Below are 14,612 nucleotides of genomic sequence, written 5' to 3'. Positions count from 1 at the left end.
TGAAGGAGGCGGCTACATCATGCACAGGATGAGTTTTGGAGATAAGATGTTGAGCTGGAGTATCTATTTTCTGCTATCGATATTGGCGTTTGTGACGTTCTATCCCTTCTGGAATGCGGCGGTTATTTCATTTAACAACGGAATGGATACGGTTTTGGGGGGAGTTACCTTCTGGCCCCGCGACTTCACACTGGACAATTATAAAATCGTGTTCGAGGATTCAAGGCTTGTGAACGGCTTTGTGATCACGCTGCTCCGGACAGGAGTCGGAACGTTGCTATCTATCCTGGCTACGGCCATTCTGGCATACGGTATGACGAAGCAAGAGTTGATAGGCCGCAAGTATTACATGATTATGTGCATCGTTACGATGTATTTCAGCGGCGGTCTGATTCCTTCGTTCCTGCTGGTTCGGGAACTGGGACTAATGAATACGTTCTGGGTTCTGGTTATTCCGGGGATCATCAGCGTGTGGAACATGATTATCTTCCGCACCTTTTTCCTGGGGCTTCCCGGGGGCTTGGAAGAATCCGCGAAAATAGACGGATGCAGCAACTGGGGAGTATTGTTCCGCATCGTGTTTCCTTTATCCGGTCCCGTGCTCGCGACATTGTCACTGTTCACAGCCATTTATCATTGGAACGACTGGTTCATGCCAAGCATTTATATCAACAATGTCGATTTGCTGCCGATTCAGACCAAGCTCCAGCAAATCCTCAATTCTAATATTATGAGCGAGCAGATGAGCCAGATGGATTCAGCGGCCAAAAGCCACATGGAACAAATGAAGACCGTCACGAGCAAATCCTTGTCCATGGCGACAATGATGGTTGCAACCGTCCCGATCATGTGCGTGTATCCCTTCGTTCAGAAGTATTTTGTGAAGGGTGTGCTGGTAGGTTCGTTAAAAGAGTAGTCTGTTGCCCAGTGGCCCTCTGGTCATTCCTTCCGGGTTCCAAGCGTCATGCTTGACCAATAGATAGAATATTGAAGGGAGTTTTTAAGATGGTAAAACTGAGGAGATCCATGTTTATGCTTCTGACCACTGCACTGATGGTCATGCCGATGCTGGCCGCCTGTAGCAGCAACAACACGAACTCAACCAACAAGCCTTCAGGAGAAACGTCTACCGGGAACAACAAGGAAGGGGGATTTGCCCTTGGCGATAAGCCACTGGAGTTCTCATTCTATGGGCATTATGATTGGTACTCCATGCCAGCCTGGGGAGAAGATCCGGCTACGAAATGGATAAAGGATACTAAGAAAGTCAATGTCGTTCCCATCAACTCCGGGGGGAATGCCAAGCAGAAGCTCAACACCATGATTGCCTCAGGCGATTTGCCGGATGTGATGTGGATGGAACGAGGCTCCGATATTGAGAAGCTGCGTGCGAACGGCTTGCTGGTGCCCTTGGATGATTATCTGGACAAATACCCTAACTTGAAAAAATGGGCCGGAGAATCGACGCTCAATATGCTGCGCTCCTCGGATGGCAAGCTGTATCAATTCCCGAACTGGTATACCTCGCAGCCTAACGGCAATGCCGGATATATGGTCAACAAGAAAATCTATGAGGAGTTGGGCTCGCCTTCATTAGAGACTACCGAGGATCTATATCAATATTTGAAGCAAGTGAAGGAAAAGTATCCGAACGTCATCCCGCTGGAAGTCGGGCAGGCGGATGGAATTGAGATTTTAACCTCGGCGTTCGCGGAGAACCGTCCTTATCGCTTTAATTCGATTATGGCCGTACCTCAAGGCAATGAGCTGACGTCCATCTTTAAAGATCCGGTATACCGTGAATCCATGCAATATTCGAGTAAATTAATGCGTGAAAGGCTGATGACGCAAGATGCGTTCACACAAAAGCGGGAGCAGGTATCGGAGAAGGTGACCACTGGACGGATTGCCGTATTCGCGTCATCAAGTCCAACAGAATTCGGTGCTGCTGGGGATGCTCTGCTGAAGGCGGCAGATCCGAAGGCAGGGTATATTATGGTCTGGCCTATACATAAAGAGGGTCTGGATCGTAACAAAATCTTCCCGGGCGATTACAATCAGCTGGGCTGGAACGTAAATGTCATTACACAAGCTGCAAAAGATCCCGAGGCGGTCTTTGCCTTCCTGGATTGGATGACAGGACCGGAAGGACAGCGGGTAACGATGTGGGGGCCGGAAGGTTTATATTGGGACGGAACGGATGATGAGGACTCTCCGATTTTCACAGATAAATATACAAGTGATGTTGAAGGCCTAAGCAAATTGATGAACTCTACCGTGGACTTCCAATGGACAGGAAACACAGTCTATGTGGATAAGTCGAAGAGCAAATTTGAACAGACGCTGCCGGAGGACAAACGTAGCTGGGAGACACGCTGGCAGCTCGAAATCACCTGGAAGACGCAGTTTAATACGACGGAATTCGTTAATCTGGACCCGCCAGGCGACAGTGAAGAGGGAATCATTGCTCAGAGTGTGAAGGATGTGTTCGACAAGGCCAAATCCAAAGCCATCCTGAGTGCCAAAAATGATGAAGAAGTGCTGGCAATTCTCGATCAGGCTGAAGTGGATGCCCAGAAGAATGGATATGCCAAGCTGCTGAAGTATAAGACGGAAAGATGGCAGGAAAACCTGAAGAATTTGAACAAATAAAGCAAGCAAACTCCTACATCGAGTCCGGCGACACTCATGATATACTAAAAAGAACCAAATCAGATTAGGAGTTTACCTATGAAAGTTAATATATTCGATGTAGCCAGAAAGTCCGGATTGTCTGTCGTGACAGTCTCCCGTGTGCTTAACAATGTCTCATCGGTGCGGGAGAAAAACAGACAAAAGGTGCTCGAAGCCATTAAAGAATTGAACTATAGCCCGAACTCAGCAGCGCGAACCCTGGTCAGGGGGAAGACGGGGGTGATCGGATTAACGCTGACGGCCCTGAACGATACGGTGTTCGACAGTGTCGTGAAATCGGTCTTTGAAAGTCTCAAGCTAAGCGGCTACTTTCTGGCGCTGTCCATTGATTCCGAGCCTGTGAATGGCTTCTCAGAAGCAAGTAATTTCTTGTTCCAGGAAGATCGTGTAGACGGAATCATCGTACTTTCTTCATTAGAAGAAGAGGCTTATATCGCTGAGCTGGAGCGCAAGCGAATCCCCTTTGTGATGATTGACAGTCATGGGGAGCACAGCAATGTTACGACGATCAACGTTGACAACTATCTGGGAGGGTATGAAGCGACCAAACATCTGATTGCGCTTGGACATACGCGTATTGCTCATATCACCGGACAAAGCGTGTTCCTCAGCGCCCGTCAGCGGAAAGAGGGCTTCATGGATGCAATGAACGAAGCCGGACTGTCTCCCTTCATGATTATCGAAGGGGGGTTCGGCACCAATTGTGGCTATGGCCTCATGCAGGACATGATTGCCCGCGGCAACATCCCGTCTGCCATTTTCGCCGCCGATGATGTCATTGCACTTGGCGTCATCCGGGCATTGAAGGAAGCGGGCTACAACGTGCCGGATGATGTATCGGTCATCGGGTATGACGACCAGTCTTTTGCCCAGGAAGTTCATCCTGCACTCACGACCATCCGTCAACCGGCGGATCTGATGGGACAGCATGCAGTGAAGATCCTGCTAGACATGATCAATGGCAGCGAGGTCAGCCATACCAGAGTGCAGCTAAAGCCTGAACTGGTTTACAGGAGATCTACATCAAAATATAAAGGCGACATTAGTCAGGGGTGACTAGGGATTGAACTATTATCTGGGGATAGATGCAGGTGGAAGCAAGACTATTGCTGTAATTACAGATGAGTCAGGAACGATTGTAAGCAGAGGAATGAGTGGATGCGGTAATCATCAAGTCAATGTGGAGCTGGCCCGGACCAGCATTACCGCATCGGTCGATCAGGCGCTGCAAGGCGCGCGGCTAAGCCGCAGCGATATTGCGTTCGCGTCATTTGGACTGGCCGGAGCGGACCGGGAGGCAGATTATGTTGTTTTGCGCCCGATGATTAAAGGGCTGGGTTTCACCAATTATGAGATTGTCTGCGATACCGTTATCGGCCTGAGGGCGGGTACAAGACAGCCGTATGGTGTGGTGTTGATCTGCGGAACGGGAACCAACTGCCTCGGAATTAGTCCTGAGGGACAAGAACTGCAGTGCGGTGGCTTTGGTTATGCATTCGGAGATTTTGGCGGCGGAAGCGAGCTGGCTGTCGAGGTATTCCGTTCAGTGATCCGCTCCTGGGAAGGCAGAGAGGAACGGACACTGCTGACGGAAGCGGTGCTGGGTACGTTGGGATATGACTCTGTAGAAAGCCTCTTTCATGATTATCTCGATCATGGCAGACATATTCCTGTGGATCTGACCAAGCTTCTCTTTCCAGCGGCGGATCAAGGTGACCGCGTGGCGCTTCGGATCCTTCAGCAGCAAGGGCTTGAGCTGGGTCTTTCGGCGAGAGCCGTCATTGAGAAGCTTGGAATGGAGGAAGCTACACTTGATGTAGTATTGGTCGGCAGTGTCCTGACCCGCAACGGCGGGAAATACATGGCACCGGCCATCACGGGGCAGCTGACAGAAGGCTGCACGATACGTGTATTAATGATGGAGCCTGTGGGCGGTGCGATCCTGCGCGCGATGGAGAAATCGGGATTGACCTTAGCGGATAAAGTATATGAAGCGCTTGAACAGCAGCTTTCCATAGAAGGAGTGAATACAGCATGGGTAAAAGCTTAAAGGTCGTTGTGATTGGCGGCGGTTCTTCCTATACGCCGGAGATTATCGAAGGGTTTATTCTCAATTTTGATAGCTTTCCTGTCCGTGAAATTGTGCTGGTGGATATCCCCGAAGGACAGGGAAAGTTAAAGATTGTTGGCAATCTGGCGCAGCGGATGATTGAGAAGTCGGGTCTGCCCATTACGGTAGAGCAGACGCTGAACAGACGCGAAGCTTTGGTGGGAGCGGACTTTGTGACCACCCAGATGCGGGTAGGTCTGCTCAAAGCACGGATTTGGGATGAGACCATCCCGCTGAAGTACGGGATCATCGGCCAGGAGACGACCGGACCGGGTGGCATGATGAAGGCGCTGCGGACGATTCCGGTGCTGCTGGACATTTGCCGGGATATTGAGGAGATTTGCCCGGAGGCCTGGATGTTGAATTTTACGAATCCGGCAGGGATGGTTACCGAGGCCATTCTGAAGCATACCAAGGTCAAATCCATCGGGCTCTGCAATTCACCGATTGCTGCTTATAAGTGGTTGTCGCAGTTGTATGAGACGCCAGCCAGAGACATTTACTGCGAATTTGTAGGCCTCAACCACCTGCACTGGATTACTCAGGTACACATTAAAGGAGAGGATAAGCTGCAGGAGCTACTGGATAACCGCGACGGTTATTCTGCCAAGAACGTACCTCAATTCCAATGGAACGCCAGCTTTATCTCATCGCTCCGGGCCATTCCATCCTATTACTTAAAATATTTCTATCTGACCAGGGAACTGCTGGAGGAGCAGCAGCATGCCCTGGAGCATGAAGGAACCCGGGCCGAGGTGGTTAAGCGGCTGGAGGATGAATTGTTCGAGCTATATCTGGACCCCAATCTGTCTGAGAAACCTAAGCAGCTGGAGAAAAGAGGCGGGGCGTACTACTCGGAAGCCGCAGTGCTATTGATGAAATCCATTTACAATGATACTCGCGATATTCAGACTCTCAATGTGCGCAATCAGGGAGTATTGGATTTCCTCCCGGCGGATGCATCTATTGAAGTGAACTGTGTCGTCACTAGCCAAGGGCCGATTCCACTGCCTGTATCACGGGTGCCTGTGGCTGCCAAAGGGCTGATTCATGCGGTGAAAACCTATGAGCAGCTTGCGATTGAAGCTGCTGTTACCGGAGACAGAGGGCTGGCTCTGCAGGCTTTAGCGAACCATCCCTTGGTAGATTCCGTTAATGCAGCGGAGCAGATGCTTGAAGAAATGCTGCTCAAGAACAAGGACTATTTACCGTTATTCTTTAAAGATTGAGCCCGTAGCAGATTCTGTATTTGATGCTGTTTTTCATGCCGCTTTGGTCATTCCGGAGCGGCTTTTTTGATAGAAAGAATCTACGCAGATTTTTAGCGCATCGGTATTGAAATAGCCAGCTATATAAATTGAATCCCGGTAACTGTAAATAGACTGCTTTCTGTCGCTCTTGGCGGCGGCAAAGCAGTCTTGTTTGTTTTTTATAGCTTGTTAACAATCCATTCATAATACTTTGATAATCTCTATAAGTGTTAGGGCGGATGATCATCCAATCCCAATAAATGATGATACGGAGGATAAATGATGTTTACAATGATGAAAAAAAGGCTGGTCGCTGGTCTGGCCGTCTTGGCTGTTCTAGGTGCCGGGTTAGGGGAAACCCTGATGTTTTCCGGGAAACTCGCCTCGGCCGAAACGGCTCAAGCCAAGCCAGAGGTGCATCAGATTGAAGCGCCAGGGAATCTTGATGACACTGCGGGTCTCACTACCTTCGTTGATGGAATCATGGAAGAAGATATGAACAGGCTGCAAATTCCGGGAGCGGTCATCTCCATTCTGAAGGACGGCAAGATTATCCTGGCGAAGGGATACGGCAGTTCCAACCTGGAAAAAGCTGCACCGGTTGATCCCGCAACCAGCATGTTCCGGATCGCTTCAACCACTAAGCTGTTCACCTGGACGGCGGTGATGCAATTGATGGAGCAGGGCAAGATTGATCTGGATACCGATATTAATACCTACCTGAAATCAGTGAAGATACCTGCTACCTATCCTGAGCCTATCACAATGCGTCATTTGATGACACATACAGCCGGGTTCGAAGAAGGTGGCGTCGGCTATCAAATCACCACGGACCCTGCCAAGCTGCCGGGGTCGATCTCCGAAACGCTCGACAAGCATATGCCGGCACGGGTAAGACCGCCAGGCGAGATCAGTTCCTATTCCAACTATGGCGCTACACTCGCGGGCCTGATTGTGGAGGAAGTAAGCGGCATTCCTTACGATGATTACATTAAAAAGTACATTTTCGATCCGCTGGATATGAAATATGCGACCGTAGTGGAGCCTTTGCCGGAGCAGTTTAAGCCTTACGAAGTTCTGGGTTACACAAGTGAGAACGGCAGTTTTGTTCCCGGTACACCTACATTCGAAGGAGGTTTTCGTCCCGCCGGCTCAGGTACAGTATCTGCAGAAGACATGGCTCACTTCATGATCGCCCATCTGCAGAACGGGAAGTATGGGGACAAGGAGATTCTGAGAGCGGATACGGCTAAATTAATGCATTCAACGGCATTTCAATTCGACAAACGTATGCCGGGAGTGGATCTTGGATTCGCCGAGAAACGGTATAACGGCCTGAGTGTTATTGCCCATGGCGGTGCGGATCCGATGTTCAACACGGAATTGTATCTTGTGCCTGCTAAGAATGTCGGCATCTTCGTCTCCTACAATGGCGGTCAGGGCAGTGAGTCCGCAGAAGGTCTGGTTCGAGCATTCTTTAACAAATATTATCCTGCTCCTGTAACTCAGCAGCCTGTGATTTCCGCTTCTACGGAATCTCTAGAAAAGTATGCGGGCTCCTATCAATTTACACGCCGCAATTTCAGCGACATTGATAAATTTTTCAGTTTTTTCTCCCAGATTAATGTGACCGTCTCAGACAATAAACTGTCCTTGGGAAGTGGCAGTGAGCAACAATTATATGTACCTGTGGACACTAATCTGTTCCAGCATGAGGGAGGCGCGGAACAAATCGGATTTCGCACCGACGACTCCGGGAAAGTCACACATATGCTCTTGGAAGCTATTCCGGATATGCCGCTGGAACGCACACCGCTCATAGATAAGAACAAGTTCTGGTTTGTCCTGCTCGGCGTCTCGAGCCTGATTTTCCTCACTGCTCTGCTGGGACTACTGTTCTCCAGACGGAAGCTCAAGACGATGACGAATCCTGAAAAATGGGCGATTCGACTCTCCGCAGTGACGGCAGGTTGGGGACTAATAAGCTTTTTTACAACATTTGCAGTGCTTATGTCGTTGGACACGCTGGAGAGACTCAGCAGCGTCAGTACCTCATTTTATCTCGTTTTAACCATGCCTGTAATATTCGTTGGAATGACTCTGGCTTTGCTTGTCTCGGCTGTGCTGGCTTGGAAGAACAAGTACTGGACGGCTTTCACGCGCGTGCATTACACTCTTGTCGTACTTTCGGCTGTGGCCCTGTGCCTGTTCTTCTACCATTGGAATCTGCTGGGCTGGCAGTTCGGCTAAGGCCATTTCTTGCCAGGAACAAATCATATATAATGTAAGCCTAAGAGAGGGGGATGATCGTGGCTACTATACTTATCGCGGATGATGATGCGAACATCCGAAAGCTGATGTCTTTGTACTTGCGAAAAGAAGGCTTTGAAATCAAAGAGGCCAGCGATGGCGTCAAAGCGCTGTCCATCGTGGAGAACTCGCGGGTGGATCTCGTTATTCTCGATATTATGATGCCAGGATTGGACGGTTGGGATCTGTGCAGAGAAATCAGGCGCTGGGATGCCAACCTCGGCCTCCTGATGGTAACAGCCAAAGCAGAGTCGGCACACAAGGTGAAAGGATTCCGACTGGGAACGGATGATTACCTGACCAAGCCGTTTGACCCCATTGAGCTGGTGATGCGGGTAAAAGCGCTGCTTAAACGCTCGCTGGTCATTTCTTCCCAGACTGTGCAGGTGGGCAATGTTGAGCTCAATCGCCGTACCTTTCAGGTCACCCGTGGAGATGAGCCGGTCGCTATTCCTTTGAAAGAGTTCGAGCTTCTGTTTCTGCTGGCCAGCCACCCCGGACAAATCTTCACCAGGGAGCAGCTGATTATGCAGATCTGGGGTTTGAACTATGAAGGGGATGGCCGGACCGTCGATGTCCATATCAGCCGGCTGAGGGAGAAATTCACCGGCAACGACGAGCGATTTCAAATCGAAACGGCCCGCGGCCTGGGCTACCGGCTGATTCCTGAGCCATGATCAAGACCTTGTATGTGCGTGTCATTCTCACGTTTCTCGGCATCATTATTTTTAGCCTAATATGCTCTTTTCTCATTGGTCTATATGTCTTTCAGAAGCAAATAAGCTATGAGGGTCAGAACGAAATGATCGCTGTGGGCAAGGAAATCATTCATCGTTATGATGACGCCAAACCTAAGGATACGGATGAGTTCCTGAACAGCATGGTTAAGGTATCCGCACACCCGATCCACTTGTACAATCCTTCCGGAGAATATACCTTCTATGGGCTTAAAGATAATCCGGCTGTCATTATCACCCCCGAAGCTGTCAAACAAGTGCTGCATGGAAAGTTCTATCGTTCCAGCTCCGATGATAAGGATATATTCATCGGAATGCCGTTTCTGCTAAAAGGGGAGTGGCATGCGATGTTCCTGCAGTATTCCGCCGAGAACGAAAATATCGTTAACCGGATGATGCTCTTCGTGCTTCTACTCGTGCTATTGCTCGGCAGTATATGTATTCTCATTGCCGCCAGGTATCTGGTGGAGCCAATCAAAGCACTGACAAATGCGACGAAGAGGCTGGCAAAGGGCGATTTCGAAGTAGAGTTAAAAGTGAACCGCGTGGACGAAATAGGGGATCTGACGCAAAGCTATGTGGAGATGGCCGGGGAGCTCAAGCAGCTGGAGCAGATGAGGCAGGACTTTGTATCCAATGTCTCTCACGAAATTCAGACACCGCTGACATCTATTTCCGGGTTTGCCAAGGCTTTGCGAAGCGATGATCTGGTAGTGGAGGAAGAACGCAGCGAATACCTTGATATCATTATTGCGGAGAGTGAACGTCTGTCCAGACTCAGCGATAATCTGCTGAAGCTTGCTTCCCTGGACTCCGAGCACCATCCTTTCGAAGCAGGCTCCTTTAATCTTGACGAGCAGATTCGAACCGTCGTTGTGACCTGCGAACCGCAGTGGTCGGCCAAAGGCATCGTCATTGATCTTGAGCTGCCGGTAGCTGTCAAGATCCAGGGAGATGAAGATCAGCTTAAGCAAGTCTGGATGAATCTGCTTAGCAACAGCATCAAGTTTACACCGCAGGGCGGGAACATCCGTATCGGGATAGACGTAGGTGCAACAGAAATATCCGTTACCATTAGCGATAACGGGATCGGTATTTCCCCGGAAGAGTTCAGCGCGGTATTCCAAAGGTTCTATAAAGTCGACAAGTCACGGAACGGGAACAATAGCGGCAACGGCCTCGGACTGGCGATTGTGAAGAAAATTGTCTCTCTGCATCAGGGGAGTATCGAGGTGGATGGTGCAGTAGGAGGGGGCACGACGTTTATCGTCAGACTGCCTTTCTCTCCATCTGCTGCGGCCAGCCGGAAGGGCCATAAGCCCTCTGATGATGATCTGGTGGAAGGGAATTAAGCTGACTTCTGTGGAGTGCATTGCCCCTTAAGTGCTCATGAAGCACATTTAAGGGGTTTTGTGATGGTGGGGATGCCGCACGCCCAACATGATGAAATCTTTGAACTGGCGATCGTTAGCCTTGTCTTCTTCTGTGACTTCTCCGCCGCGTTGGTGGGCAATAATTACGGCTTTTTGCAAATACATGAAATACAGGTGGGTGGACTTCAGCAGAATGTCCATCCACCTTGTTTTTTCCCCGGGAGCTACCGGTACGGTGTCCAATTGCACTAGGCGCGTGTACCACCCCTGCATCGCTTGCTTGAAATCAGGCAGTTCAGCGGGATTCTTGGACAGAGTGCTATAGTAGACGCCAAAAATGGCATCGTAATAGATCAACGACTCCTGATGCTCCCTAAGCGCCAAATACTTGTCCAGAATAATCTCCAGGGATTCTTCGGGCTGCTCGAAACTAAAGTCAAACAGCAGCTGTCCGAACATCCGCTCCAGATTCTCAACATAGATCTGGGCGGCTAATTCTTCCTTGTCCTTATAATGATGATACAAAGTACGCCGGGAGACACCGGCTTCTTCTGCAATCTGAGCCATATCGGTACGCTCAATGCCTTGCGTACAGAATAGGTTCAGCGCTGTATCCTTAATCATCTCCCGCGTCATTTGCATCTGCTTTTCACGCAGCTTCATGCATCTTCTCTCCTGCCTCTTGCCATTTTTCCGTGTGCTAAATGTCTTTAAATCTTAATTATGCTGAGCTTACTCTTACTTCTCAAGGAACTTGCTGCCCACCGAATAGGGCTTCTGATGGTTAACCGCATCCCCCAGCCATTTCAGCAGTGTAACTCCATCCTGTTCTGCTTGAAAAAAAGTTTCTCGCGTTGCAAATGTGTGCTGGGTTGTGCCCTTCTCAGCATCCAGTCCATAGTCCGTCAGATAATAATAATAATTTGGTAACGCGGCGTCCAAAGAACGCACGGATGCCCGCATTTGCTGTGACCATTCGTTGATCTTCTTCTGGTCCTGTGGCCCTTTATAATCATTGATGTTGTTCTGAAAGTGAATCAGGATCTCGTCAAATAACGAGTAGGATTGTAATAGTACGGCATTGGGCGGCAGGAGATGTCCGTTGGCTTTAAAGGCTGCCCCGATGATATCCGCTTCGGCGGGATACCCAAATGTCTTGGTAAAGTCAGCGTGCCATTCCTGATCCACAACCTTCGGCCATTTGTCCGATTTCAGGAAGGAGCTGTCGGAATATTGATAAATTTTGGAGTCCTTATAATGACTGGAAATCTCCTCCGCCCAGAAGGCGGAGCCGAACCCGCCGGCACTTTCGCCTGCGATGAGCAGCTTGTCGGGCTTATCCACATTAGCATAAATCCAGTCGAGGCTGCTCCGCACGTTATTGCTGCCGTTATAGCGCATAGTGAAGGGGGTGCCGTCTTCCTTCTTATATTCCGCATTGTGCTTGCCGATATGGAAGTCACCGGTCGAATAAGGCAGATATACAACATTCCAGCCGTTGAAGGGGTTGTCAGGGTTATCCGTGTCCATCATGCCTCTCAGCAAGGAGAGCATATAGAAGGGGATGTTGGGAAAATAATTGCCTGTATCCCCGCCCTTAATGAAATTCATGATCTTGATCGGATGCTCGGCGCTTTTGGCATCCCAACTGGCCCCGCCTCCGGAAAAGAAGATAATCCAGTTATTGTTTTCCCCTTTTTTATTCCATAGAAAATACTCTGAACCATCACTAGAGATGACATTTCCGTCCAGCTTGACTTTATTCCACTTGTAAGGCTTCACTTCTGCCAGTTCGGAGGTTGTGGTCACAGGTCTCTTGATTACAAAAGCGCTGATCGCAAGAACGGCTATCAAAATAAGACTCAACAATCCAATTCCTGTGAACATCGTGATTTTCCCTATTCTTCTCATATCCATCTCTCCCTTAATGGGAGTATACGTCAAGCTGACTCATTGCACAAGGTGTATACTTTAATGGTGGTGAATATAGTTGGTTGCCTCTATAAGGCTTGACGACTAGGCCACCACAAATTGAATTGCTCACTCTGAGATCTTAGGAGGCGTTTGTCATCTTAAGCTTGTCGGCATGTTCAAAGGTTGAGTACTGCGCTTTTTGGACAAATATATTATTACAGCAATTACTGACCAATATCCTGCAATGGCAGCGGCAGAAAGCTCTACGCCGAAATTCCCTCCAGTCAGTAAGGTGGAATCCAAGGTTAATTTGTAAGAGAGAATAACATTCTCAACAGGTTTTGTCCCAATATGTAAAATATCACCAATCATAACTATGTTCCATACAGCATGCACTATCGCACTGCTCCAAATGGAGCCGCTTCGGTACACGATTAAGGAGAACATAATGCCGACACTGGTCCCCCCGACGAAGAGCAGAAGCAAATCAGCGGCATTGAGGCCTGCGCCTATCGCATGGATCAAACCGAAGATGACAGACGGCACCCAGATTGCTACCGTTTTTCCCCACCGCAGTTCAAGTGATTTCATAATGATTCCCCTGAAGATCATTTCTTCAACGATGCCTGCACCCAGCCCAGTGCCGACAATTGCTGTTACAATAATGAGGGCAGTCTCTCCTGCATCCATGTTGCCGGGAATAAATTCACCGGGCAAGCATAACAGGATTGCTGATACAGCAACAGGCAGTGTAACGGCACACAGCAGCCATCTTGCAGCAGCACGCGGTCTATGTATGCGGCATTCCTGTAAAGACAGCTTCAGTATCCGTTCACTTAACAGCTTAACTCCCAGATAGGCAAGCGCAATATACAGCAAGTAATATAGAACAATGGATACCGTGTGCGGAAAGGGTACCAAGTAGATCAGACTTGCAATAACTTGGGCAAGGACCAGAACCAGGATTCCTCCAACTATAGCCAGTAAGGCTTTGCCAGTAGAGAGGCCGGCCCTCATGCTTTTTTTACTCATAATCAGTCTCCTTCTTGAATGTTGTCCCTTAATAGTATATCTTCATACTAATTCCCGTAACAACGGACCTTAGTCTAGCTTTTTATCGAACAGGATTTCGCCTGCCTGACAGAGAAATACATAGAAACGATCTGCACATTCGGTTGACCGGGAAGGAGATGACATCTTATGCGGAGTGAAAAGTCAGTGATCGGACAGCTGGTGCAGTACAAGGCGATGAACGCAGCTCCTGTCGTTGTGATGATGTGCGGAGTGGCAGGGTCGGGTAAAACAACCTTTGCTCAAAAGCTGGAGAAAGAGGGATTCGTCCGTCTCTCAATAGATGAAGACATTTGGGCTTCTCACGGACGTTATGGAGTAGATTACCCTGAAGAGAATTATGAGCAGTATAAAGAACAATCCGAAATGAAGCTGCGCGGGGAGCTGGTCCGCCTGATCCAGGGGAAGCAGCATGTCGTCATCGATTTCAGCTTTTGGCAGCGTCAAAGACGGAACGATTACAAGCAGCTGATTGAACAGTATGGCGGCGTGTGGGAACTGATTCATTTGAAGGTTGAGCCTGAGGAATTACGGCAGAGGCTGCTAATCCGCAGTGAGCGATTTGATGCCAATGCGGCGTTTCCAATCACTGAGGACACGCTTACACGGTTTTTAAACGGTTTTGAGACCCCTTCTGGGGAAGGGGAAACAGTGGTCGAAGCATAGATCATTCTCATATACCTACCCAAAATGCTAAGTTTATAAAAATATACCCAGTCTAACACTGAATTTTCGTGTTCTGACTGGGTATTTGCTTGTTGTAATGATATAGGTTAAGACTTAGCTTGTTATTCTTTCGTTTCTTTAGGAGTTACCCTAGCCGGTCGAACGACCCAATTGCTGCGGTTCATCGGTTTTACTGTATCAATCCGCGGATTCGGAATCTCAGGAGCGCTCTCGGCTGGGGTTGCCGATTCTGCGGATTCTTTGTCCGTTACATTTTTCTTCGCCAGTCCGCCTCCGTTATGCTTGCCTTTGTTCCATACTCTGTTCTTGCCCATGGTTACACTCCATTTCTATACGCTGATTTATTTACCATATCACAACATCGAAAGGTAAGAAAGTACACTTGAGCCTGCTATTTCAGTTATAGGGAGTCTTCAAACAGCAAAAATAGTCCGGAAAGTGAGTTAATGTGCCCCTAAGCATAAAA

The 14,612-nt window shown here is 49.0% G+C and carries 13 protein-coding genes; 9 read left to right on the top strand and 4 right to left on the bottom strand.

Annotated features, from left to right (window positions below):
• The first annotated feature begins 19 nt into the window (after positions 1-19).
• The 8 genes from H70357_RS21025 to H70357_RS20990 all read left to right on the top strand — a co-directional run bounded on the left by H70357_RS21025 (position 20) and on the right by H70357_RS20990 (position 10,453).
• Positions 20-916, top strand: coding sequence for a carbohydrate ABC transporter permease (locus tag H70357_RS21025; protein ID WP_038593681.1), 897 nt, complete (start codon positions 20-22; stop codon positions 914-916).
• Positions 917-1,005: 89 nt separating this feature from the next.
• Complete coding sequence (locus H70357_RS21020; protein ID WP_038593678.1) at positions 1,006-2,652, top strand: extracellular solute-binding protein; 1,647 nt, start codon at positions 1,006-1,008, stop codon at positions 2,650-2,652.
• A 78-nt stretch (positions 2,653-2,730) separates the two neighbouring features.
• The gene (locus tag H70357_RS21015; RefSeq protein ID WP_038593675.1) at positions 2,731-3,750 is read left to right on the top strand and encodes a LacI family DNA-binding transcriptional regulator; all 1,020 of its coding nucleotides are present in this window, start codon (positions 2,731-2,733) and stop codon (positions 3,748-3,750) included.
• Between the two features lie 7 nt (positions 3,751-3,757).
• Positions 3,758-4,744, top strand: a complete 987-nt coding sequence (locus H70357_RS21010; protein WP_038593672.1) for an N-acetylglucosamine kinase — start codon at positions 3,758-3,760, stop codon at positions 4,742-4,744.
• Positions 4,729-6,033, top strand: coding sequence for a 6-phospho-beta-glucosidase (locus H70357_RS21005; RefSeq protein ID WP_038593669.1), 1,305 nt, complete (start codon positions 4,729-4,731; stop codon positions 6,031-6,033). The genes H70357_RS21010 and H70357_RS21005 overlap by 16 nt, the downstream gene beginning before the upstream one ends.
• A 300-nt stretch (positions 6,034-6,333) precedes the next feature.
• Positions 6,334-8,304, top strand: coding sequence for a serine hydrolase domain-containing protein (locus H70357_RS21000; RefSeq protein ID WP_231578295.1), 1,971 nt, complete (start codon positions 6,334-6,336; stop codon positions 8,302-8,304).
• A gap of 59 nt (positions 8,305-8,363) precedes the next feature.
• Entirely contained in the window at positions 8,364-9,041 is a 678-nt protein-coding gene (locus H70357_RS20995; RefSeq protein ID WP_038593665.1) for a response regulator transcription factor, read from the top strand.
• On the top strand, positions 9,038-10,453 hold the full coding sequence (locus tag H70357_RS20990; RefSeq protein WP_081965871.1) for a HAMP domain-containing sensor histidine kinase: 1,416 nt from the start codon (positions 9,038-9,040) through the stop codon (positions 10,451-10,453). Before H70357_RS20995 ends, H70357_RS20990 begins: the two co-directional genes overlap by 4 nt.
• A 48-nt stretch (positions 10,454-10,501) precedes the next feature.
• On the opposite strand, the gene H70357_RS34455 is transcribed toward H70357_RS20990, so the two are convergent.
• From H70357_RS34455 to H70357_RS20975, 3 genes are all read right to left on the bottom strand, one after another.
• On the bottom strand, positions 10,502-11,137 hold the full coding sequence (locus tag H70357_RS34455; RefSeq protein ID WP_052092159.1) for a TetR/AcrR family transcriptional regulator: 636 nt from the start codon (positions 11,135-11,137) through the stop codon (positions 10,502-10,504).
• 75 nt (positions 11,138-11,212) lie between these two features.
• The gene (locus H70357_RS20980) at positions 11,213-12,385 is read right to left on the bottom strand and encodes a pectinacetylesterase family protein (protein ID WP_231578294.1); all 1,173 of its coding nucleotides are present in this window, start codon (positions 12,383-12,385) and stop codon (positions 11,213-11,215) included.
• 156 nt (positions 12,386-12,541) lie between these two features.
• Positions 12,542-13,420, bottom strand: coding sequence for a CPBP family intramembrane glutamic endopeptidase (locus H70357_RS20975; protein ID WP_052092158.1), 879 nt, complete (start codon positions 13,418-13,420; stop codon positions 12,542-12,544).
• A 168-nt stretch (positions 13,421-13,588) separates the two neighbouring features.
• On the opposite strand from H70357_RS20975, the gene H70357_RS20970 reads away from it, so the two are divergent.
• Complete coding sequence (locus tag H70357_RS20970) at positions 13,589-14,125, top strand: P-loop nucleotide/nucleoside kinase family protein (RefSeq protein WP_038593659.1); 537 nt, start codon at positions 13,589-13,591, stop codon at positions 14,123-14,125.
• A gap of 122 nt (positions 14,126-14,247) precedes the next feature.
• Here H70357_RS20970 and H70357_RS20965 read toward each other — a convergent pair whose 3' ends face one another.
• On the bottom strand, positions 14,248-14,460 hold the full coding sequence (locus tag H70357_RS20965) for a hypothetical protein (RefSeq protein ID WP_038593656.1): 213 nt from the start codon (positions 14,458-14,460) through the stop codon (positions 14,248-14,250).
• Between the last annotated feature and the right edge of the window lie 152 nt (positions 14,461-14,612).

This window comes from Paenibacillus sp. FSL H7-0357 (genome assembly GCF_000758525.1).
In the GTDB taxonomy this organism is placed as follows: Bacteria; Bacillota; Bacilli; order Paenibacillales; family Paenibacillaceae; genus Paenibacillus_AQ.
Note: the sequence above shows the minus strand (reverse complement) of the source record. Positions and strands in the feature narration are given on the sequence as shown.